Genomic DNA, 19,612 nt, shown 5'->3' on the forward strand with positions numbered 1-19,612 from the left:
CGTCCCGCGGCACCCCGCAACCTCGTCGGACGGAGCGGTGGCACGGGAAGGGGGCGGAACAGGCGTGAGCGGTACGGGTGATGTGGCATTCGAGTGCGGGAAGGTGGCCCTGGTGCGGGCCGCGGCCCTCCCGCTGCCCTCGGACGATCCCCCTGCCCGGCCCGACGAAGCCGCACCGGAAGAGGAACGGCTGCGCCGGCACATAGCCCAACTCGCCGCCGATGCACGGCTCATGGAGGCGGTGAGCCTGGCCAGCGCGAGCCTGGCCGCGGAGGTGGACCGCAGCGTCGCCGGGGAGCCGCTGCGGCTCAAGTCGCTCCGCCGTATCGCGGTGTCGCTCACCAAGTACCACTCCCGGATGTCCCACCGCCCCACCCCCTTCGGCCTGTTCGCGGGGGTCGGTCTCGCCGGCTTCGGACCGGAGCCCGCACCGGAACCGCTGGGCGTCGGGCGCAGCGTCACGCGGCCGGACGCGGCCTGGCTGGACGACGTTCTGGAGACGCTGCGCGATGTCCCCGCCGTACTGGAGCGTGCGCGACTGACGGCCAACAATCTGCACACCGTGCGGGACGGCCGTCTGGTGCTGGTCGACCACCACGACCGCAGCGGGGAGCGGCAGGTGGCGGGATCGGTGCGCCACACCCGGGTGGTCCGTCACCTCCTGGCGGCCGCGGCGCGGCCCACGCCCTGTTCCCGGCTGGTGGAAGCGGGCAAGCGGGAGTTCCCCGAGGCTCCTGAAGGCGCGGTCGAGGCCGCCGTCGCGCAGCTCGTCCGCGGCCACTTCCTGCTGACCGATCTGACGCCGCCGCCCGACTGCACCGCTCCCCTGGACCACGTATGCGACCGGCTGGACGGGGTCGATCATCCAACAGCCCGGGAACTGTGCGCGATCCACGCCGACTTACGTTCCCTGGACGCCGAGCCGCCGGGCGGACGGCGGCCCCGGCTGACCGCGGTCGCCACCCGGATGCGGGCGCTGCGGCCGGCGGCCGACGTGCTGCAGACGGACCTGTCGCTGGAGCTGCGGCTGACCCTGCCGGAGGAGGTGGCACGGGAGGCGGCTCGGGCCGCGACGGTGCTGTGGCGGACCTCCCCCGTGCACCGCGGCGCTCCGCACCTGCGCGACTACCACCTGGCCTTCCTGGAGCGGTACGGCACCGACCGGCCGGTCCCGGTCCTTGAGCTGCTCGACGACGCACGCGGGTTGGGGCTGCCGCGCGCCTACCGGGAGCCCGGCCCGCTGCCCGCCCCCGAGTCCGGGGCGCGCGACCGGGTCCTCGGCGAGCTGCTGATGGACGCGGCCCGGCGCGGCGCGCGGGAAGTGGTGCTCGACGAGGAGACGGTGCGCGCCCTGGAGCCCGCGGAGCGCGGACCGGCCCCGCTGAGCATGGAGGTACTGGCCGAGCTGGTGACACCGGACCGGGACGCCCTGGACGACGGGGAGTTCCGTCTGGTGCTCGCGCCGCAGGCGCTGTCGCCGCTGGCCGGGGCGATGTTCGGCCGGTTCGCGCCGGTGCTCGGCCCCTCCGGTTCGCCGCTGCGGGACCTGGCGCGGCACGCGGAGCGGAGTGCACCGGACGACGAGATCCCGGCCGCGGTCGCCTACCGGCCCCGGGTGGCGCGTTCCGGCAACGTCTCCGCCGTACCGCAGTGGCTCTCCCACCGCATCCCCCTGGGTGTCGGACCGGCCGCGGCGGAGACGGCGCACGATCTGCGGCTGGAGAGCCTCGCGGTCCAGGCCGACTCGGACGGCCTCCGGCTCGTCGACCGACCGACCGGCCGCCGGGTACGCCCGCTCTCCTACTCGATGCTCAACCCCGGCAACGGTCATCTCCCGTACGTGGCACGGTTCCTGCTGGAGCTCGGGCACGAGGGCCGGTCCTTCTGCGCACCGTGGAGCTGGGGACGCTGGGCCTCGGCTCCCGCGCTGCCGCGGGTGCGGTACGGCCGGACCGTGCTCTCCCCGGCGCGCTGGCTGCCGGACCGGGCCCTGCGCGCGGCGGCCGTCCGGGGGGACCCGGAGTGGGCTGCGCAGGCCGGGCGGTGGCGGCGGCGCTGGGACGTCCCCCGGCGGGTGCTGCTCACCAAGGCCGACCACCGTGTGGCGGTCGACCTCGACGACCCGATGCAGCTGAGGGTCTTCCGCGACGAGGTGCGGCGGGCGGCCGATCTGACGCTGGTGGAACAGGTCGGGGGCCGGGCGGAACGGCAGTGGTTCCGGGGTGCCGAGGGCGCCCATGCCGCCGAGTTCGTCTTCCCCGTCTTCGCCCGGCCCACCGGCCGCGGGACCGGCGCCGACGACCGTCCCGTCACGGCGCCGGTCCCGCTCCCGACGGCCGTCCCGGACGGCGGCGACGCCCCGCGCACTCATCTGCCCGGCGGCGAGTGGCTGCACGCGAAGCTCTATGTGCCCCGGGCCCGCCAGCCGGAGGTGCTGGCCCGTCACCTCGGCGCGCTGACCGAACCCGAGCTGCTGCACCAGGCAGGCGTCGACCGCTGGTTCTTCCTCCGCTACGAGGACCCGGAACCACACCTCCGGCTGCGCTTCCACGGCACGCCGGAATCGCTGTGGCCGGTGCTGCTGCCCGCACTCCACTCCTGGGCGCAGGCGCTTACCGAGGCGGGGCTCCTCGGGAAGATGGTCCTGGACACCTACGAGCCCGAGATCGAGCGGTACGGCGGACCGGGCGCCCTCGGGCCCGCCGAACGCGTCTTCCACACCGACAGCGAGTCCGTCATCACGCTGCTCGCGATGGCCCCCGACCAGCTGGGCGATCCGGTGCTGCCGGCCGCCCTGGGCGTCCTCGACATCCTCACCCGGCTCGGCTCCCCGGACGAGGCGCTCGACTGGCTCGGCAGCCCGTCGGTGCTCGAACGCCGGGGAGAGGTCCCCCGGGTCCGTAAGCAGGAGGTCGCCGCGCTGCTGGACGCGCAGGCCCGGCCCCGGCCGCCGGCCGCCGCGGACGGCTGGGGCGTGGGGTGGAGCACCCGCGGCCCGGCGCTGGCCGGTCTGCGCGAGGTACTGACCGCCGCTGCGACGGACCCGGACCGGACCGCGCGGATCGCGCTGAGCCTGGCCCATATGCACTGCAACCGGCTGCTCGGCCCGCACCGCGAACAGGAACTGGCGGCGCATGTGACGGCCCGTGAGGCGCTCGCGCTGTGGCTCAGCCGGAGGCGGAACAACAGATGACCGCACCCCTCGCGCTCTGCGACGCGGCGTCGGACCTCGCACTCCGCGTCGCCGATCTGCTCGGTTCGCCGGGGCAGGTGGCCGGCACCGCCCATACGGCGTTCGCCGCGCTGCCGCCGGACCTGCTGCAGCCCGCCTGGCAGCCCGCGTCGCTGCTGCTGGGCCACCCCGGCATCGCGCTGCTGCACACCCGGTGCGCCCGGAACGACGCGCGGTACGCGGCGGTCGGGCACGCCCACCTCGCGGCGGCCGTCGCTGCGGCCACCGCCGCCGGCCCGGCCGCGGTCGGCGATCTGCTGCTGCCCGCACGGCTGCACGCCGATGCGCACGGCGGCTACGCCCGGCTGCTGGCACGCTGCGCCGAGGTGCACGCCGCATACGTCCGGGCCCATGTCGCCCGACTGGTGGCGCGGCGCCGGGAGCAGGGCCCGGGGCTGGCGGCCGACGACTACGACGTGATCTCCGGCCTGGCGGGCGAGGGCCGCGGCCTCCTGCTGGCGGCCGGCCACGGCGACGAGCGGTGCGCCGAGGCGCTCCATGACGTCCTCGCCTGTCTGGTCGAGATGACGCATCCCGTACGGCCGCCCGCGGCAGGGGCCGGCATCCAGGTGCCGGGGTGGTGGTGCGCACCCGACCGGTATCTCGTCCCACGTGACCGCGCGGAGTTCCCGAACGGCGATCTCAATGTCGGTGCCGCGCACGGGATCTGCGGCCCGCTCGCCCTGCTGGCACTGGCGTACCGCGCCGGACACCGGGTGCCGGGGATGCGGGACGCCCTGCGCCGGATGGCCGACTGGGTGGTGAGCGTCGGGTACGCCGATGACCTGGGCATGCGGTGGCCCGGCCGGGTTGCGCCTTCAGGGACGGTAACTGCGCGTCGGGAGGCGGTCTCTTCGCGTCGGGAGGCGGCTGGTGAGTCGTCCCGTCCGGCAGCGGCCGGGGAGGCGTCCCCTCCGGCTCAGCGGCTCCGGCCGTCCCGGGACGTCGGGGCCAGGAGCCGGCCGGGGTGGTGTTACGGGACCTCCGGGATCGCCTGGACGCTGTATCTGGCCGGGCGCGCGCTCGATGCCCCCCGGCTGACGGCGCTGGCCGAGAACGCCGTCGGTGGTCTGGTGCTCCGCCCGTACGACGCCGCGGTGGCCGCCGACCCGGGCTTCTGCCACGGCAGGGCGGGCATCCTGCACACCGTCAGCCGGCTGGCAGTCGCCACCGGGCGCACCGAGTGGTGGACGGCGGCGGACGCTCTCGCCCGAGAGCTGGTTGACGAGTGCGATGGCTCAACCCCTTTTGGCTACCGGCAGGTTGTGCCCCCTGCTGCCGGTCCCGGGGCCGCAGCCCACCGCGTGGACAACCCCGGGCTGCTGGACGGCGCCGCCGGAATCGCACTCGTCCTGGCCGACTACTCCGACGCGCGGCGGGGAAGCGCCCGGGACGGATGGGAGCAGGGGAACGGCTGGGACGCGGCGTTTCTCATGAGCTGAGGTGAGCGGGTGAAGCGGCCGTGTTCGCGGGCTGACAGGGTCGCCCGCGTACCGGGGCCTCAGGTGAGGTGCGGGCCGCGGCGGGTAGGGGCGGTGTCCCTTGTCCCGGTCAGAATCCTCCGGCCGTCGGCCGTACCGCGAAGCCCGTCAGGCCCTCCGGTTCTTCCTCCCGTACGGACACGGCGTCGACGGTGGCCATCGGCGGGCCCTGGCGCGCCCATTCCACCAGCTTCTGCACACGCTCCGGCTCCCCCTCGAACACGGCCTCCACCGTGCCGTCCGGAAGGTTCCGTACCCAGCCGGTCACGCCGAGCCCCTCGGCCGTGCGTCGGCAGGTGTCGCGGAAGAACACGCCCTGCACCGCTCCGGAGACCACCACCCGTCTGCGGATCATCCGCGTCTCACCTCACACCTCGTCACTTCATTCGCCCGCCCCGGCTACCAGCGCAGATATATCCCGGCCCCGCGCTCACCGGGAGGTGCCACGCCCGGACGGCGCACGGCTCACGGAACGGCCGGCGGCCGCGGCGGCACGGGCGAACTGCTCGGCGTCGCGGACGGCCGCCCCGCCCGGATCGTTGTTGAAGTAGGTGTAGACATCGGCCCGGTCCGGCCAGGTGTCGGCGATCCGCCGCACCCAGGTGGTGAGCGCCTGCCGTCCATAACGCGGCCAGGGTTCCGCGCGGCCCTCGTGGAAGCGGAGATACCCCCAGTCGGCGGTCCGCCACAGGGGCGTCACGGGCCGGGAGCCCCGGTCCGCCCAGCACAGCGCGGCGCCCCGCCGCTCCAGCACCGTCCGGATCTCCGGGGTCCACCAGGAGGCATGGCGGGGCTCGACGGCCACCCGGGTGCCGGCGGGAAAGCAGCCGAGGCAGTCGTCCAGCAGACCGGCGTCCGCGTGCAGTGTGGGCGGCAGCTGGAGCAGGACCGGACCGAGCCGGGGGCCGAGGGCGGCGGCCCGCCCCATCAGCCGCCCGACCGGCTCCTCCGGATCGCGCAGCCGCTTGATGTGGGTCAGATAGCGGCTCGCCTTCACCGCCATCACGAAACCGTCGGGCGTCCGGTCCCGCCAGTCCGCGAAGGTCTTCTCCTCGGGCAGCCGGTAGAAGGCGGCATTGCTCTCGACGGTGGCGAAGTGCCGCGCGTACTCCTCCAGCCACAGTCGCTGCGGCCGGTCCTGCGGGTAGAGGACCTCCCGCCAGTCCTTGTACTGCCAGCCGGAGGTCCCGACGAGGACGGTCATGAGCGCATCCCTGCCCGGCCCGGGGCACGGCATATCAGCCATGGGTCAGATCGCGGGCCATCGGTGGGACGAGCGGGCGCCCGGCGGTCCCGCTCCTCCCCCGGCCGGCGGCGTAACGCGCTGTCGGGGTCAGGCGTCGCGGTCACCTCCCGGGGCCGGGTTGGCCAGCAGGACGCGGTCGGGGCGTATCGGTAGCTGCCGGTGGCGGACTCCGGTCGCATGCCAGACGGCATTGGCGATGGCTGCCGCGGCTCCCACGATCCCGACCTCGCCGATGCCCTTGATCCCCACCGGGTCGTCGGGGTCCGGGTCATCCACCCAGTCCACCTCGATGGGCGGGACATCGGCGTGTGCGGCGACGTGGTAGCCCGCGAGATCGGCGCCGACATGGCCGCCCGAGGCCTGGTCCCGGACCGCCTCCTCGTGCAGGGCCATGGACAGGCCCCAGGTCATCCCGCCGATGAACTGGCTGCGTGCGGTCAGCGGATTGACGATCCGGCCCGCGGCGAAGATACCGAGCATGCGTCGTACCCGGACTTCCCCGCTCATGACGTCCACGGCGACTTCGGCGAACTGCGCCCCGTAGGAATGCCGTTCCTTCTTCTCCAGCGCCATGACGGCTGCGCCGGTGTCCGACCGCGCCGTGATCCCCTGCGGTGGGATGCCGCCGCCCAGGGCCAGTTGCTCCCGCAGTTCGCTCGCCGCGGCCGTGATGGCCCAGGCCCAGGAGCGGGTGCCCATCGACCCGCCGGCGATCATCGCCGGGCCGAAGTCGCTGTCCGCGATCTTCATCCGGATGCGTTCCGGCGCCACCGCCAGCGCGTCCGCCGCGATCAGGGTCAGCGCGGTGCGCGCGCCCGTGCCGATGTCCGCCGCGGTGATCCGTACGGTGAAGCCGCCGTCCGGCTCCGCGGTCACGGCGGCCGTGGACGGCGCGACCCCCGAGGGGAAGGTGGCCGCGGCGGTGCCGGTCCCGAGCAGCCAGCACCCCTCGCGGCGCACACCGGGGCGCGGGTCCCGGTCCGCCCAGCCGAACCTGCGGGCGCCCTCCTCGAAGCAGGCGAGCATCTTGCGGCTGCCGAAGGGCAGACCGGAGACCGGCCCGGCATCCGGTTCGTTGCGGGCGCGCAGCGCGATCGGGTCCAGGCCGCACTTCTCGGCGAGTTCGTCGAGCGCGGACTCCAGCGCGAACGAGCCCGGCGCCTCGCCCGGTGCGCGCATCCAGCTCGGTGTCGGGACGTCGAGCGGGACCACGCGGTTGACGGTGTGGTGCGCGGCGGCGTCGTACATCGGCCGTCCGAAGTTGGCGCTGCGCTCGACGAATTCGCGCACGGTGGAGGTGAGGCACTCCGCCTGGTGGTCGAACGCGCGCAGCCGCCCGTCGGTGTCGGCGCCGAGCCGGATCCGCTGCACGGTGGGGCTGCGGTAGCCGACGAGCGAGAACATCTGGCGGCGGGTGAGGACGACCCGGACCGGGCGGTGGAGGACGGTCGCGGCCATCGCGGCGAGGACCGCATGCGGGCGGGTCGCCTTGGCTCCGAAGGCACCGCCGACGTGCTCGGACCGCACCCGCACCGAGGCGGGGTCGAGTGAGAACAGGTGGGCCAGTTCGTCCGCCACGAACCGGCTTCCCTGGTTGGAGTCGACGACCTCCAGCCGGCCGCTGTCCCAGCGCGCCATCGCCGCATGGGGCTCCAACGGGCTGTGGTGCTCTTCCGGTGTGGTGTACTCCGCGTCCACGACCACGGCGGACGCGGCGAGTTCGGCCGTGAGATCCCCCTTGGCCGTCTCCGCTGCCATGGTGGGGGAATCCGCCGGTGTGTACATACCGGGACGCCCGGCGGAGAAGGCGACGTCGTGCGGTTCCTCGTCGTACCGGACGACCAGCCGTTCGGCGGCTTCCCTGGCCTGTTCGGGGGTTTCCGCGACGACCAGCGCCACCGGCCAGCCCACGTACGGCACCCGGTCGTGCTGGAAGACCTGGAGGACCGGGTCGGGCGGGCCGAGCGGGCCCGTGTAGTCGCCGTGGAGGCGCGGGGCGTTGTCGTGGTGCAGCACCGCGAGGACACCGGGCAGGGCCAGGGCGGGCGCCGTCTCCACGGCGCGGATGCGGCCCCGGGCGATCGTCGACAACACCAGCCAGCCATGGGCGAGTTCGGCGAAGGGGAGCTCGCCCGCATAGCGCGCCGTGCCGGTGACCTTGTCCCGGCCCTCCAGGCGGGTGTGGGCGGCGCCGACGGCCCCGGCCCCCGTGCGCCGTTCCGTGGTCGTGGTCATCGGGAAGCCTCCTCGGTGAGTTCGGTGAGCACGGCCACGACGAGGTTGCGCATCAGGGTCACCTTGTATCCGTTGTCGGGCAGCGGATCGGCGGCGGACAGCTCGGCCTCCGCGGCAGCGGCGAACGCCCCGGCGTCCGCCGGTCCCCCGATGAGCAACCGCTCGGCCTCCCGGGCCCGCCACGGCCGGGACGCGACCGCCCCGAAGGCGAGGCGAACGTCGCGTACGGTGCCCTCCCGGACGTCGAGGGCGGCGGCGACCGAGCCGATCGCGAACGCATAGGACGCGCGCTCGCGGACCTTCCGGTAGCGGGAGGCGGCGGCGACCGGCGCCGGCGGCAGGGTGATTCCGGTGATCAGCGCGCCGGGCGGCAGTGCAGTCTCCCGGTGCGGGGTGTCGCCCACCGGCAGATAGAACTCCGCGAGCGGCATCTCGCCCGGACCATCCGCCGTTTCGTACGAGACGACGGCGTCGAAGGCGGCGAGCGCCACCCCCATGTCCGAGGGGTGGACCGCCACACAGTGCGCGGAGGCGCCCAGGATCGCGTGGTTGCGGTGCTCCCCCCGGACGGCGGGGCAGCCGCTGCCGGGGGCGCGTTTGTTGCACGGCTTGGCCAGGTCGGTGAAGTAGCCGCAGCGGGTGCGCTGGAGGAGATTGCCGCCGACCGTGGCCATGTTGCGCAGCTGCCCCGAGGCGCCCGCCAGCACGGCTTCGGCCAACGCCGGGTAGCGCCGCCGCACTTCGGGGTCGGCGGCGAGGTCGCTGTTGGTGACCGTCGCACCGATGCGCAGCCCGCCGCCGTCCAGCGGCTCGATCCGCCCCAGCGGCAGGTCCCGTACGTCGATGAGCAGCGCGGGACGCTCCACCCCGGCCTTCATCAGGTCGACGAGATTGGTGCCGCCGCCGAGACAGCGTGCGCCGGAATCGGCGCCCAGCAGCGCCACCGCTCCCGGGACATCGAGCGCCCGCTGATAACCGAACTCCCTCATGCCGTCCTCTCCCCGTCCACCACACCGGCCGGGCCGTTGCCGTACGGCGCTCCGGCCGGCCTCCGGCCGCCCCCCGTCTCCACCGTCCCCGCCATCTCCGTCTCCGCCGTCCGCGGCTCCCCCTTCTCCCCCGTGTCCGCCTCCGCCGCCCGGGCGACCGCCTGCACAATCGCCACATAGGCGCCGCAGCGGCACAGGTTGCCGCTCATCCGCTCCCGGATCTCCTCGGCGGTCAGCGCCGGGGCTTTCGCTTCGGGACGTATGTCGGCGGTCACGGCGCTCGGCCAGCCCGCCGCATGCTCCTCGATCACCGCGATGGCCGAACAGATCTGCCCCGGTGTGCAGTAGCCGCACTGATAGCCGTCGAGGTCGAGGAAGGCCTGCTGCACCGGATGGAGCCGCTCCCCGTCCGCCACCCCCTCGATGGTGGTGATCTCCCGCCCCTCGGAGGCAACCGCGAGCTGGAGGCAGGAGACGGCCCGGCGTCCGTCGAGCAGCACCGTGCACGCACCGCACTGGCCGTGGTCACAGCCCTTTTTGGTGCCGGTGAGATCGAGCTGCTCGCGCAGCGCGTCGAGCAGGGTGGCGCGGTGGTCGACCGGGAGGGTGCGCTTTTCGCCGTTGACGTTCAGGGTGATGACGCTGGACGTCGGTGGGGCCATGGTCAGCCTTCTTTCGCAGGGTGAAGCGCGACGGGCCGGCCCTGCGGGCGACATGGCCGAACAGGACGTCGAGCTGTCCTTGGTCGCGCGGGAGCGGAGCGTCCAACGGGACGGTCCTGCAAGCAGTTCGGGAGGGATGGCACTGTACGTGGCGGCGTCGACTGGGGTTGCTGCGGCGGATGCGGTGGGGACGAGGAACCGGGCGTGGTGGCGCGGGTCGTCCACACCGGCCGCATCGAGCGGTATGGTGGACCTAAGCGGACAGCTGTCCGTTAGTTTCAAAATCTACCGGACAGTTGTCCGCTTAGCAAGACCCACCCCACGAACCGACCGTTCCGTGCTCCCGGGAGGAGGACGAGTGCAGCAGCGAAAGACCCCGCCGGCGCGCTCGGACGCGCAACGGAATCGCGAACGCATCCTGGAAGTCGCCCTGGCGGAGCTGACGCAGTCGGCCGATACCCCGCTGAGCGCGATCGCGAAGAAGGCCGGTGTCGGCCAGGGGACCTTCTACCGCAACTTTCCCAACCGCGAGGCGCTCGTCCTCGAGGTCTACCGCCATGAGGTGCAGCAGGTCTCCGCGTCCGCCTCGCACCTGCTCGAAACCCGCGCACCCGACCAGGCCCTGCGCGCATGGATGGACCGCCTCGCCCAGTACGCCATGGCCAAGGCCGGCCTGGCCGACGCGCTGCGCAAGGCCGCCGCCGCGCACGGCGGTCCCGCCGGACTGGGACACGGCCCGGTGACCGCCGCCGTCGCCCTCCTGCTGCAGGCCAACGAAGAGGCCGGCACCATCCGTCCGGGCATGACCCCCGACGATTTCGTGCTCGCCATCTCCGGCCTGTGGCACCTCGACCCGCACGGCGACTGGCAGTCGCGCGCCGAACGCCTCCTGGACCTCGTCATGGACGGCCTGCGCGCCGGCGCTCCGGGGGCCTGAGCGGCGCGGCTCATCGGGTCCGGCCGAGCGAGCGCCGCACGTACGGGATCACCGCCCCGACACCCGGGACACGGCGGTCACCGCTCCGGACGCGCACTCACTGCTCCCGACGCACACTCACCGCTCCGAGCACGGCAACCGCACCCCCGGCGGCACCCAGCCGTAACACCCGCCCGCCTCCCGGTCGAGCCAGCCGTTGACGCTGGCGCGCATGGCGGCCACCGTGCGTCGAGACGCGGAAGCCGGCCGCGCTGAACTCCTCGTCCGGCTCCACCTCGATGACGTCCAGGAGGCCGCCGAAGTCCGCCCCCTTGGGCGCATGAACCGGCACGCCCAGTCCCTTGAGCCGCAGGACATCGACGTGGTCGGCGTGTTCGTGCGTCACCAGGACCGCGTCGGCACCGTGCAGCGCCCCGGGCTCGCTCCAGATGCCCGGGTCGATGACCAGGGCCCCGCCCCCCCCGGACGCTCCAACCGGACACAGGAATGCGTGTACTTGGTAATCCGCATCCTGTGGAGCGTACGCGTCCGGGGTTCCGGCGGCAGCGGACGGGAAGTCGCAGGTGGCCGGATGCCGCCCTAGATCCGGTCCGTCACATCAATGGCCCGGTAGGCGAGCTGTCGTGGGGTCAGCGTCAGTTTGAGCCGGTGTCGGGCGGAGGCCGCGTTCGCGCCGCCGGTGTCCGTGATCACCCAGGTGCGGACCCCCGACCGCGCCCGGGGGTCCCGCTCCAGCTCGACGGTGAACTCCAGCTCGATCGGCCCCATGTCGAACTGCAGCTCCTCGCCGTCGAACCTGCCGGTGGCGGCGCGCAGATCATCGCGTACGGCCTGTACCGCTTCGGTGAGGTCAATCCGGTTCCGGTCCATGCTCCTCTGCTCTCTGTGTGGCGGTGCGTCGTGGTCGACGGGTTCAACGCGATGGATCTCTACATGCGCCGGGATACTGCCCAGCCCCGAGGAGGCCGAGTACGCATCGGCCTCGGCTGCCAGGTGGTAGGCGGACAGCGCCTCGCCCGCGACCTCCCCGCTCTGCTCCTCTCCTTCCGCCAGTACGGCGTGCAGCTGCTGAGCACGGCTCCGCTCCGCCGCCAGTGCGGAGTTGCCCTCCATGGAGAGCCGGTCGTAGATCGCGAGGGACTCCGCCAGCGGGATCAGAGCCTCCTCCCGTGCGGCGCCGGAGGCCAGCAGGGTGGCGAGGTTGTGCAGACCACGGGCCAGCTCCGGTGCCACTCTCCGGTCCTCCCGGAACACCTCCCGGTAGCCCCTGATCGCCAGTTGCGAGAGGGCGATGGACTCCGCGGTGCGGCCCAGGGAGCCGAGGATCAGCGCGAGGCACTCCAGGGCGTTGGAACGGAGCCGCTGCGCGGGCGGGCGGAGCGGCGCGGGCAAGCCGTCGGTGAGCGCGATGGACTCCTGCAGCACATCGGTCGCCTCGTCGGCCGCCCCGATTTCGGCAAGACAGAGGCCGAGCTGGAGGAGTGCGTGCGCCAGTCCGGTACCGGCACAGCGGTAACGGTCGAGGAGTTCCCGGTGAATGCCCACCGCTTCCTGTGCGATCAGGAGCGCTTCCTCTCCTTCGCCCGCGGCACGCAGCCGCCGGCACGCGGTCAGCAGGCGGTCCGCGAGCTGTGGGCCATAGGTCCGGAAGTCGTCCGCCGCCTGTCCCCGCAGGCGCTCGATCTCCCCGCTCCGCTTCCTATCCAGCGCGCTCATCGTCACCTCCCCGTGCCATGGCCTGCCGCAGCAGCGTCAGTGCCAATGTGGAATCGAAGATGTCCGCGCTTCCCACCGGGGTGTGCCAGCTCATGAGCTTCGCCGGGCCGTCCTCCCTGGGGACGGGTGCCGTAGCGGTCACGGTCTCGTCCCCCGCTTCCGGAGGCGGTACGAGAGTGACCTCCGGTTCTGCGACGGGAACGGGGGCCGGCACCACCAGCCCCTTCACCAGCGCCAGCCGGCGCGCCCCGCCCATGGAGGCGATCAACGGCACATGGCGCAGCTCGGCAGCCTCCATCGCCGCCTTCGTCGCATCGAACACCGCCTCCACATCGCGCACTTCGGGCATCTGCGTGGCGGCCTTCAGGTTGGTGAGGAAATGCCCCGTGAAGGCGGTGTGGTCCGCCCCGTCCGAATCCTGGGACGGCTGGTTGGGGCCGCTGGAAGCGATCACGCAGACACCATCGGCATGGTCGTCGGGCAGCTCCTCGGCGAGTGGGATCTCGATCTCGGAAGCGCTGAGGCACAGATCCCCCGCGCCGCTCAGCAGCCCGGTGGCGACACCGCTGAAACAACAGTCGAGAACGATGATCCTGACCGCGGCCGGGGAACTCCGGACCAGCCGGCGGACCGTCCGATAGGCCAGTCCCGTGGTTTCGATCGAATCGGGGCTGGACGACTGGGAGGCCAGATAGAGGTCGCCGTCGACTTTCCAGCCGTGGCCCACGTAATAGAGCAGCAAGACGTCGGTGGCGGACTCGGCCGCCCGTTTGATGGCGACCCGCATTCCCTCGCCGGTCCGCGGATTCGACACCATCCGGCACTTTTCACGGGGAAATCCTCCGCCGTCGGACGGCGCGAGCAGACTGCGCAGACCCGCCAGGTTGTGAATCGCGGCCGGGACCTCGGGAAACTCGTGGTCCTGGTACTCCGACACCCCGATCAACAGGGCATACGAAGCGTCGAACCGCGGCAGACGCGCCAATGTCTCACTCTTCGTCAAGCTGCTGGACGGCGCGCTCGATCTCCTCGGCGTCCGTCCCGCTCACCGTCACGGTCTTGCCGTTCCGCTCGAAACTCATCGAAATCGTCGGGGCGTTCATCTTCTTCCACTGGGCGACGGTGTAGCCCAGGGACGCCGCACTGAAGCCGGAACTCACGACCAGCTGCACCAGATCGAGCACATATCCCAGTTCGCCTTCGGCCGGTGCGGCGCCGATCAGCTGCGGTTCGGCATGCCGGCGGGCGGCCGGTTCATCGAGCAGCCATTGGTAGAGGCTTTCCGCCAACTCGCCTGCGGAGTCCGCCCCTTCGCACCGGATCGTCATCTTCACAGCAAGCCTCCGGCCCGAGATGGAATGTGCTCAGAGCATAGAGCCGGCCGACACGGCGAGACGGAACTTTCGCGCTTTTCCCTTTCGGAGCCCTTCATCAGGTAGGGCGCGGATGCGTCTCCGGTGCGTCCACGGGCGGCTCACCGCCCGCCTTGTTGAAGGCCGTGAGGGCCTCGATGAGCGAGGCGCGCTGTTCGGGGGCGAGGCGTTCGACGATGGCGCTGATCTCCGCGCGGCGGCGGGCGGTGACCTCCTCGACCGTGCGCCGTCCCTCGTCGGTGAGCTGGAGCAGGGTCTCGCGCCGGCTGGCGGGGTTGGCCTGTCGGTGCGCCAGACCCGCCGCGATGAGCCGGTCCACCATGCGCATCGCGGTCGAGGGAGCGACCTGGAGCAGTTCGGCGAGGGTGACGAGCTTGGTGGCGCCGCGAGTGGAGAGCACCACCAGCATCCGCAACTGCGGCAGCGTCACCCGCTCCTCCACCTCACCGAGCGACCGCGCGGAGACCGCGACCAGCAGTCTCGACGCCGTGAGCACCGCCCGGGTCACCGCATCCACATCGTCCATGGCCCTCATGGGGGCTCCGTGCTCCGCCATCTCCCCTTTCTACCGCCCCAGCTGTCCGGATGTCCGCACAGCCTCCGGGTGGACCAGCCGACAGCCCGGTGAGCCTCCAACGGGCGGTTCAGCGCGCCCCGTTCACCAGGGGGAGCCCAGAAAGAAGGGGCGGCATCGTAGCCCATCCCCGCCATCCGCCCCAGGGATTTGAGCATCGCCGCTGAATCGGCTTCTTTGCTCAGTGCAATCGTTAGCGTGACCGTGCCCCGGCAGCCCCATGGGCGACAGCGCTCCGGCGATCAACGCGCGCAAACAGGAGGCACGATGAAATCTCATGCGCGGAAAACCCAGTCCACCCCGAGCCGTGGCCGCGTGACGGCCGCCGCGGTCGCGCTCGCAGCGGTCATCGCGACCGTAGCCGTGTGGCTCTCCCAACAGCACGGCTCCGCCCACGAGTCGGCCTCGGCCCACCTCCCCGCCGCGCAGGCCGCCGCGGCCGGGCCCGAGGGCGGCAACTCGGGTGACGTCAGCGCCCTGGACAAGACCTTCCTCACCAAGGTCCGGCAGGCGGGACTGTGGGAGATGCCGGCGGGGCGGCTCGCCCAGACCCATGCGTCGAGCGAGGCCATCAAGCGCGCCGGGATGCATCTGCTCGAAGGGCACAGCACACTCGATCAGCTGGCCCGTGAGGACTCCGAGGCCCTGAGCGTGCCCATCCCCGACCAGGCCACCGCCGAACAACGGGGCTGGGTGGACCAGTTGAAGAAGGCCCGGGGCCGGGAGTTCGACCAGCTCTTCGTGGACCTGCTGCGCGCCTCCCACGGGAAGATCTTCATCACCATCGGCGAGGTGCGCGCCTCCACCAAGAACACACTGATCCGTCGCCTGGCCACGCAGACCAACAACACCGTCCAGGACCACATGAGCGTGCTGGAGGACACCGGCCTGGTCACCGACGACACCCTCGACGACGTGGCCTCGACCATCCCCAAGTGACCAGCCGCACAGGGCGTTCCCCCAGGGCGGTGCCGGGCCGGTGACGCCGCCGCGCCGAGCCCCCGGCCAGGGCGCGCGTCACTCGCCCCAGATCTTGCGGTACGCCTGGCGGTAGCCCTCGGAGTCCCAGGAGAGTGCGCCGCCGCTGTTGCCGGCGGTGGCGATGTGGACGGGGGCGACATAGCCGCTGTCCGGGGCGTGATGGAAGGCGCGGTTGAACTCGTCGACGATCTGCCAGCCCTGTTCGGAGAGCGGCTCGGGCACGGTCGCGGCCTGGAACTCCTTGCCGTTGACGCGCTGGAAGGCGGACGGGTCGCCGTCACCGGCGCCGATGTTGAACGGGGCGCCCGCGCCGTCCTTGCCCGCGGCGCGCAGTGCGGGTGCGGCGTGCTGGAAGTACATGTCATTGATGGCGGCGGAGTGGGTCCACTTACTGCCGAAACGGGACATCAGGGAGCGGACCACCTTGATGGACCGGCTGTTGACCTGCGGAATCGGCATGTTGGTGTAGCTCAGCAGCTTGGTGCCGGAGCAGGTGGCGAGTTCCTTCCTGATCAGGTCGGACTTGCGCTTCGCAAACGGCACCGTGGCGTCGGTGAACAGGACAACGCCCGCACGCCCGTTGGACCGGGCGATGATCCAGTCGGCGCTGATCTTCGCGACGTCCTCGACCCGGGAGGTGACGTTGCTGAAGAGCTCCTGGTCCTTGCTGGGGCCGGGGGCCGGCGCGGCGTGCCAGCCGATCAGTGGAATGCCCTCGGCCCGGGCCTTCTTGACCTCCGCCGGGGTCGTCGAGGGGTCGAATCCGCTGATGACGATGCCGTCCGGCTTGAGGCGCAGGGCCTGCTGGAAAGCGGCCTTGAGGCCCTCCGGTGTGCCCTGGCCGTTGAGGGTGCGGGCGTGCCATCCAACGATCTTCGCGGCTTCCTGGACACCCTGGGCGACTCCGGCGACGCCGGGGTTGGTCAGGGTCTGGGCTATGTAGACGACGGTCTTGTCGTGGACGGCCTCAGGTCCCGTGGTGGGCCCCCTCCAGGGGGCGTTGACCGCCTCGGCCTTCTTGACCGCCCGCTTGGCCCTGGAGAGGGCGGTGGGGCATCCGGGCGTGGCGGAGTCCCGGTGGGACGCGGCGGCGCCGGCGCCGGGTTCACAGCCGGCGGCGGTGGCCATGACCAGGAATGCGGCGGCGGTCACGACCGCCTTGCGGGTGGGGTGCACGGGGCTCCTCGCAGGCAGGATGAGGATACGGGTGGGCGTGGGGGGAGACAGGTTACGGGTGGCGTCGCTCCGCGGAGCAGCCGCCTCCGGTCAGCGCGGCGTACGCCGCCGACGCCGGGCTCACCGCGGAACGAGTCGCTCCACATCCTCCACTCCCCGGCGGAAACCGGCCAATCAACCCATCCCGCCGGCACCGTTCTCCACAGTGAAGACAACGGGCCAAACATGACAAAGAGTTGAATACAGCCTGGCCATTGGTAGTCCTGTGTTGCCTGCGCGTGCACAAGCGGTAGTGTTCACGGCCGTCGGAGGTGTGGCGTGATCCTTTCGCTCGTGATGGGGCGAAGTCTGCGATCGCCACACTCCGCCCCCGTCGTCGGCGGTCGGCAACAACACCACCTCGGTCACCGCTCAGGAGCACGTCGTAAGGAGGCCTGGGTGTCTGTGGACACAGTGGACCCGCCGCATGAACCGGACCGTTCCGGGCGTTCGCCCTTGAGGCCGCGGCTCAGTCAGCGCACGGGCGCGCTCCTGGACCGCTGGGCGTTCCGGCGGAAGCTCAACGTGCTGGTGATCGCGCCGGTCGCGGTCGTCGGCGTACTGCTCGCCATCGGCGTCAACAACCAGATGGACAAGGCCCTGGACGCCGGCCGCACCGAGGAGCTGGTGCGCGACAGCGAGCAGGTCACCAAGCTGATCAACGACATCCAGGCCGAACACCGGCAGGCGCTGCTGCTGTCCGTGGAGCAGGAGGCGGCCCGGCCCGGTACCGCGCTGCCGTCGACCGCCGCCTACCGCGAGGCGCAGCGGGGCACCGACGCGCAGGTCACGACCGTGCACTCCGCATTCGGGCCGGACCTGCCGAAGGAGGGGGCGCGGGCGCTGGAGTACGTCCGGGGCCTGGCGGTGCTGCGGGACAAGGTCGAGCGGGGCTCGGTACCGGCCGCCGGTATCGATCCCGCCTACGCCGCCGCGGTCGGCTACCTGATCGACGGCATCGGCCTCGACCGCTTCCTCGGCACCTCGTCGTCCTCGGTCACCGATCTCCTCGACACGGTGCTGCGCGCCGACGCCGCCCACGCGGCCTACGAGAGCGGGGTGTTCTCCGCCCAGACCCGGGACGCCAACGCGCTCACCGAATACACCCGTGCGGTCGGCGCCCACAAGCTCTACGAGGAGCAGTCGGCCCGCTTCGCCAGGATCGCCTCCCCTGAGCAGGTGCTCCGCCTGGGCGGGATCGAGCGGGACGCCGACGCGAACGGCATCGAGGCGCAGTTCGCGGAGCTGCAGATCGACCCCGGCTCGCTCCAGGGCCAGACCCCGGAGCAGCTGCGCAAGGCGATCGCGGCCGGCACCCGGCAGGCCGAGGCCCGCCTCGACATCACCCGGTCGCTGACCGAGGAGATCGCCGCCCGCGCCGACAGCCTCTCCGCCGAGGCCCTGCGGAACGCGCTGGCGATGCTCGGTATCGCGCTGCTCGGCTTCGCCTCCTGGCTTACCTTCTCCGTCCAGGTCCGGCGCTCGGTCGTCCGTCCCCTGGCGGCCCTGACCGGCGCCGCGCAGCAGGTCGTCGACGTGGCCGGCGAAGAACTCGCCCGGGTCGAGGACGACGAGTCGGCGGACAGCACCCCGCTGCAGCCGCGGCCGATCCCCGTCCCGGTGCGCGACGAGATCGGCCACCTGGCCGAGGCGTTCAACCAGGTGCAGGTCACCGCCGCGGCGCTGCTGGAACGGCAGGTGCTCAGCCGCCGCAACGTCGCCGAGATGTTCGGCAACGTCGGACGCCGGGTCAGCAACCTCACCTCGCGTCAGCTCATGCTGATCGACGCCGTGGAGCGCGAGGAGACCGACCCCGACGTGCTCCAGCAGATGTACCGCATCGACCACATCGCGGTACGCCTCCAGCGCAACGCCGACAGCCTGATGCTGCTCGCCGGCATCCGGGACCCCGAGCTGGAGGCCCGGCCGACCAGCCTGGTCAATGTCATCCGCGCCGGGCTCGGCCAGATCGAGGGCTTCCAGCGGGTGTCCCTGCGGTCCGAGTCGGAGGTCACCATCGGCCCCGACGTCGTCGACGATCTGACGCTGATGCTCGCCGAACTGCTGGAGAACGCGGTCTCGTTCTCGCCGTCCGACACCCCCGTCGAGGTGGTCGTCCGGCCCGGCACCGACATCACCGCGGACGGCGGTGCCCTGATCGAGATCATCGACCACGGCCTCGGCATGAGCGCCGACCGCCTCGACGAGGAGAACGCCCGGCTGGTCCGCCGCGAGCGGCTCGACCTCGTGCCGACCAAGGTCCTCGGTCTGTTCGTGGTCGGCAGCCTCGCCCGGCGCTCGGGCATCCGGGTCACCCTCAGCCGTACGCCGGGCGGCGGCGTCACCGCCACCGTCTGGCTCCCCTCCGCACTGCTCCCGGCCGTGCTCCCCGTCACCCCGTCTCCGGCTGCGGACCTGTCCGCGACGGAGGCCGGGGACGAGCACGGGGACGGCGCCGGTGACCGCGAAGGGGCCGGCGCCGAGGCCCCGTCAGTGCACCCGGCCACCCCCGGGCAGGAGCCCGATGCGTCAGGGTCCGGCCCCGAGCCGGCCCCCGCCACGCCCCTCCCGGTGCGGACCTCCGCCACCGCGCCGAAGCGGCGGCCCGCCGCCGTCTCGCGGCAGGGCGAGCTCCCCCGGCGCCTCCCGCAGCCTGCGGACGAGGAGCGGGACCGCTCCGCTTCCGGTCCTCGGTCCGCGCAGGCCGGCCGCCCGCTGCGGCGGCGGGTGCGGGGCGCGACGCTCACCATGACCACTCCGACGGCCGACCGGGAGACCCAGGCCCTGCGCCGGCCCGCCGACGCCGACGCGGTCCGTTCGGAGCTCGACGAATTCGAAGCAGCAGTACGACGGGCGGAGCAAGAAAGCGCTCCGCCCCAGGGGGACTCAGCTCCCTCGCCACACCAGCAACCCCGGAAGGAGTCGGGCAGTGACGACGCCGACAGGTAAGAGCAGTCCCGAGCGGGCGGAA

15 protein-coding genes and 1 pseudogene are annotated in these 19,612 nt (G+C 72.4%); 5 read left to right on the plus strand and 11 right to left on the minus strand.

The window, feature by feature from the left end:
- The first annotated feature begins 64 nt into the window (after positions 1–64).
- Positions 65–3,193 (plus strand): lantibiotic dehydratase, encoded by a 3,129-nt coding sequence (locus ACFW5B_RS07400; RefSeq protein WP_386434609.1) that lies wholly within the window; start codon positions 65–67, stop codon positions 3,191–3,193.
- Positions 3,190–4,674 (plus strand): lanthionine synthetase C family protein, encoded by a 1,485-nt coding sequence (locus tag ACFW5B_RS07405; RefSeq protein ID WP_386434612.1) that lies wholly within the window; start codon positions 3,190–3,192, stop codon positions 4,672–4,674. The genes ACFW5B_RS07400 and ACFW5B_RS07405 overlap by 4 nt, the downstream gene beginning before the upstream one ends.
- 109 nt (positions 4,675–4,783) lie before the next feature.
- Here the strand turns inward: ACFW5B_RS07405 and ACFW5B_RS07410 are convergent, their stop codons facing one another.
- From ACFW5B_RS07410 to ACFW5B_RS07430, 5 genes are all read right to left on the minus strand, one after another.
- Positions 4,784–5,068: an acylphosphatase gene (locus tag ACFW5B_RS07410; RefSeq protein WP_386434615.1), complete on the minus strand. Its 285-nt coding sequence runs from the start codon at positions 5,066–5,068 to the stop codon at positions 4,784–4,786.
- A gap of 75 nt (positions 5,069–5,143) precedes the next feature.
- Positions 5,144–5,917 carry a DUF72 domain-containing protein gene (locus ACFW5B_RS07415; protein ID WP_386434618.1) on the minus strand — a complete coding sequence of 258 codons (774 nt, stop codon included), beginning with the start codon at positions 5,915–5,917 and terminating at the stop codon, positions 5,144–5,146.
- Positions 5,918–6,046: 129 nt separating this feature from the next.
- Positions 6,047–8,194 (minus strand): xanthine dehydrogenase family protein molybdopterin-binding subunit, encoded by a 2,148-nt coding sequence (locus tag ACFW5B_RS07420; protein ID WP_386434621.1) that lies wholly within the window; start codon positions 8,192–8,194, stop codon positions 6,047–6,049.
- Positions 8,191–9,183: an FAD binding domain-containing protein gene (locus ACFW5B_RS07425; RefSeq protein WP_386434624.1), complete on the minus strand. Its 993-nt coding sequence runs from the start codon at positions 9,181–9,183 to the stop codon at positions 8,191–8,193. Before ACFW5B_RS07425 ends, ACFW5B_RS07420 begins: the two co-directional genes overlap by 4 nt.
- Positions 9,180–9,845: a (2Fe-2S)-binding protein gene (locus tag ACFW5B_RS07430; protein ID WP_386434627.1), complete on the minus strand. Its 666-nt coding sequence runs from the start codon at positions 9,843–9,845 to the stop codon at positions 9,180–9,182. The genes ACFW5B_RS07425 and ACFW5B_RS07430 overlap by 4 nt, the downstream gene beginning before the upstream one ends.
- Before the next feature lie 358 nt (positions 9,846–10,203).
- On the opposite strand from ACFW5B_RS07430, the gene ACFW5B_RS07435 reads away from it, so the two are divergent.
- Entirely contained in the window at positions 10,204–10,782 is a 579-nt protein-coding gene (locus ACFW5B_RS07435) for a TetR/AcrR family transcriptional regulator (protein ID WP_386434630.1), read from the plus strand.
- Between the two features lie 97 nt (positions 10,783–10,879).
- On the opposite strand, the pseudogene ACFW5B_RS07440 reads toward ACFW5B_RS07435, so the two are convergent.
- From ACFW5B_RS07440 to ACFW5B_RS07460, 5 genes and pseudogenes are all read right to left on the minus strand, one after another.
- Positions 10,880–11,292, minus strand: a pseudogene (locus ACFW5B_RS07440) (MBL fold metallo-hydrolase).
- A gap of 69 nt (positions 11,293–11,361) precedes the next feature.
- Positions 11,362–12,498, minus strand: coding sequence for a trypco2 family protein (locus tag ACFW5B_RS07445; protein WP_386434633.1), 1,137 nt, complete (start codon positions 12,496–12,498; stop codon positions 11,362–11,364).
- On the minus strand, positions 12,482–13,483 hold the full coding sequence (locus tag ACFW5B_RS07450) for a caspase domain-containing protein (RefSeq protein WP_386434636.1): 1,002 nt from the start codon (positions 13,481–13,483) through the stop codon (positions 12,482–12,484). The genes ACFW5B_RS07445 and ACFW5B_RS07450 overlap by 17 nt, the downstream gene beginning before the upstream one ends.
- 4 nt (positions 13,484–13,487) lie before the next feature.
- The gene (locus tag ACFW5B_RS07455) at positions 13,488–13,826 is read right to left on the minus strand and encodes a hypothetical protein (RefSeq protein WP_386435154.1); all 339 of its coding nucleotides are present in this window, start codon (positions 13,824–13,826) and stop codon (positions 13,488–13,490) included.
- 103 nt (positions 13,827–13,929) lie between these two features.
- Entirely contained in the window at positions 13,930–14,397 is a 468-nt protein-coding gene (locus ACFW5B_RS07460; RefSeq protein ID WP_386435157.1) for a MarR family winged helix-turn-helix transcriptional regulator, read from the minus strand.
- Positions 14,398–14,712: 315 nt separating this feature from the next.
- Between ACFW5B_RS07460 and ACFW5B_RS07465 the strand changes: the two genes are divergently transcribed.
- Positions 14,713–15,384: a DUF4142 domain-containing protein gene (locus ACFW5B_RS07465; protein WP_386434639.1), complete on the plus strand. Its 672-nt coding sequence runs from the start codon at positions 14,713–14,715 to the stop codon at positions 15,382–15,384.
- A gap of 78 nt (positions 15,385–15,462) precedes the next feature.
- Here the strand turns inward: ACFW5B_RS07465 and ACFW5B_RS07470 are convergent, their stop codons facing one another.
- A complete protein-coding gene (locus ACFW5B_RS07470; protein ID WP_386434642.1) occupies positions 15,463–16,602 on the minus strand; it encodes a substrate-binding domain-containing protein in 1,140 nt (379 codons plus the stop codon).
- 570 nt (positions 16,603–17,172) lie between these two features.
- Here ACFW5B_RS07470 and ACFW5B_RS07475 point away from each other — a divergent pair.
- The gene (locus ACFW5B_RS07475) at positions 17,173–19,590 is read left to right on the plus strand and encodes an ATP-binding protein (protein ID WP_386435160.1); all 2,418 of its coding nucleotides are present in this window, start codon (positions 17,173–17,175) and stop codon (positions 19,588–19,590) included.
- Positions 19,591–19,612: the final 22 nt, after the last annotated feature.

This window comes from Streptomyces sp. NPDC058773, assembly GCF_042746015.1.
Taxonomy (GTDB): domain Bacteria; phylum Actinomycetota; class Actinomycetes; order Streptomycetales; family Streptomycetaceae; genus Streptomyces.